This window comes from Sphaerospermopsis sp. FACHB-1094 (assembly GCF_014696195.1).
In the GTDB taxonomy this organism is placed as follows: domain Bacteria; phylum Cyanobacteriota; class Cyanobacteriia; order Cyanobacteriales; family Nostocaceae; genus Sphaerospermopsis; species Sphaerospermopsis kisseleviana.
The window spans coordinates 1-2,708 of record NZ_JACJPT010000216.1 but is presented as its reverse complement, the minus strand read 5'-3'; the positions used below and the strand labels follow the sequence as shown (position 1 = coordinate 2,708).

Here is a 2,708-nt window from a genome sequence, read left to right as displayed (position 1 = left end):
TTTCAAGAGATGGCAAAGAAATTTTCAAATCTTCTCCTGACTCCTGACTCCTGACTCCTGACTCCTATGCCCTCACGGAAAGACTTTCTCAGCAACCCCTATCTAGATGTCTGATTTTTCCGTCAAATTATCGCCCAAATGCTTCGCCCCTACAATATATTAAAAATCAATACATTCTATTTTGGAGAGGTCTATTGGTTTAGCTAATCCTTCTGCAATTTCTCTTTTAGCACGTTGAGCAGATGCAATTAATTTTTGTTGACTTTTTTTAAATGAATTATCCCATTTTAATTCATCTTGTAAATCTGCTAAATATTCTCTCAAATGTTCTGCAACTCTGTCTTGTACATCTTCAGATAAAGATTCCATCATTTTGATGACAGTGGTAATTGCTGGAGATGACATAATAGAATTTCCTTTACAACTTTACCAGTCTATTCTACTCAAAATCTCCCCATCCAGATGCTGATAAGCTGTTACACAGCTAAATTGTATAATCCTAATGTTCTGAACTCTTGTTTAACAGGCAAGATGCCTGTTCCACTTATACAAATTAAATGCACAACAGCTTAGTACAGATATTATAGAATATTACAAACGCACATCCTGTAAATCCTTAAATCCTGGATATCCTGATTCTGACAATCTTATCAATCTCAAACAAGACCCTATATGCGCCCACGGATTTCCAGTATAACAAAATCATAATGAAAACTACCCAATTTGTCAACTACCTCACCCATGAATTTTTGAATTAGCTGAATTAAAATTGATTGATTCACAGGTGAAAATGAATAGAATAGACAAATATGTTTCCTTAGTCCTGAAAAAGATTACATTTAATTAAGTAAGGTAAAAAACAAATTACAAATTATGGCTACTGAACTGATTGAAGAACTAGGTGAAGCGGTGGAACAACGTCGCAATTTTGCGATTATTTCTCACCCTGATGCTGGTAAAACTACGTTAACTGAAAAATTATTATTATACGGGGGTGCTATCCATGAAGCAGGAGCGGTAAAAGCTCGAAGAGACCAGCGCAAAGTCACTTCTGACTGGATGGCAATGGAACAACAACGGGGTATTTCTATTACCTCTACTGTTTTACAATTTGTCTATAACAATTGTCAAATTAATTTACTTGATACCCCTGGACACCAAGATTTTAGTGAGGACACTTATAGAACTTTAGCAGCAGCCGATAACGCGGTGATGCTGATTGATGCGGCTAAAGGGTTAGAACCCCAAACCCGGAAACTGTTTGAAGTGTGTAAAATGAGGGGTATTCCCATTTTCACCTTTGTGAATAAACTCGACCGTCCGGGAAGAGAACCTTTAGAACTTTTGGATGAGATTGAGCAAGAATTGGGATTACAAACATACTCGGTAAACTGGCCGATAGGAATGGGCGATCGCTTTAAAGGCGTATTTGATCGCCACCAAAAGCAAATCCATTTATTTGAACGTAGCGCCCACGGTAGTAAAGAAGCCCGTGATACTATAGTTGATTTAGGTGATAGCAGGATTGAACAACTTTTAGAACAAGAACTTTACCATCAACTTAAAGATGAGTTAGAACTATTAGAAGGAGCCGGTGGGGAACTAGATTTAGATTTAGTGCATCAAGGAAAAATGACTCCGGTGTTTTTTGGGAGCGCCATGACTAACTTTGGGGTCGAGTTATTCCTCAAATACTTCTTGGACTACGCCCTCAAACCCGGTACACATCACAGCACCGCTGGCGAAATTCCCCCAACTTACCCAGAGTTTACAGGATTTGTCTTCAAACTCCAAGCTAACATGGATCCCAAACATAGAGATAGAGTTGCTTTTGTCCGGGTCTGCACAGGTAAGTTTGAAAAAGATATGACAGTGAACCACGCCCGCACAGGTAAGGCTGTCCGTCTGTCTCGACCGCAAAAACTTTTTGCCCAAGAGAGAGAGTCTATTGATGTCGCTTATGCTGGGGATGTAATAGGTTTAAATAACCCTGGCGTTTTTGCCATTGGTGACACAATTTACACAGGACAAAAACTGGAATATGAGGGAATTCCTTATTTTTCACCAGAACTGTTTGCGACTTTAAGAAACCCCAACCCCTCAAAATTTAAGCAATTTCAAAAAGGTGTTTCTGAACTAAGAGAAGAAGGTGCTGTACAAATTATGTACTCGACTGATGAAGCTAAACGCGATCCAATTTTGGCAGCAGTTGGTCAGTTGCAATTTGAAGTTGTGCAGTTCCGTTTACAAAATGAATATGGTGTAGAAACTATTCTTGATTTATTACCATATAGTGTGGCTCGCTGGGTTGAAGGTGGTTGGGAAGCTTTGGAAAAAGTGGGGCGTGTATTTAACACTACGACAGTCAAAGATAGTATGGGAAGACCAGTTTTATTATTCCGTAATGAATGGAATTGTCAACAATTACAGGGCGACCATCCAGAGTTAAAATTAAGTGCCATTGCCCCAGTGTTTTCTAGTCAACAACCAGTAGAAAAATAAACAATTAAAAGGGAATTGGTAATTGGTAATTGGTAATTGGTAATTGGTAATTGGTAATTGGTAATTGGTAATTGGTAATTGGTAATTGGTAATTGGTAATTGGTAATTGGGAAAATAAAATTGATTACCCAGTCCCCAGTCACCAGTCCCCAGTCACCAGTCCCCAGTCACCAGTCACCAGTCCCCAGTCCCCAGTCACCAGTCCC

The 2,708-nt window shown here is 39.1% G+C and carries 2 protein-coding genes; one reads left to right on the top strand and one right to left on the bottom strand.

The window, feature by feature from the left end:
- Window positions 1-159 precede the first annotated feature (159 nt).
- Window positions 160-405, bottom strand: a complete 246-nt coding sequence (locus tag H6F47_RS27145; protein WP_096565902.1) for a hypothetical protein — start codon at window positions 403-405, stop codon at window positions 160-162.
- Between the two features lie 468 nt (window positions 406-873).
- On the opposite strand from H6F47_RS27145, the gene prfC reads away from it, so the two are divergent.
- The gene (gene prfC, locus H6F47_RS27140; protein WP_137669001.1) at window positions 874-2,502 is read left to right on the top strand and encodes a peptide chain release factor 3; all 1,629 of its coding nucleotides are present in this window, start codon (window positions 874-876) and stop codon (window positions 2,500-2,502) included.
- Window positions 2,503-2,708: the final 206 nt, after the last annotated feature.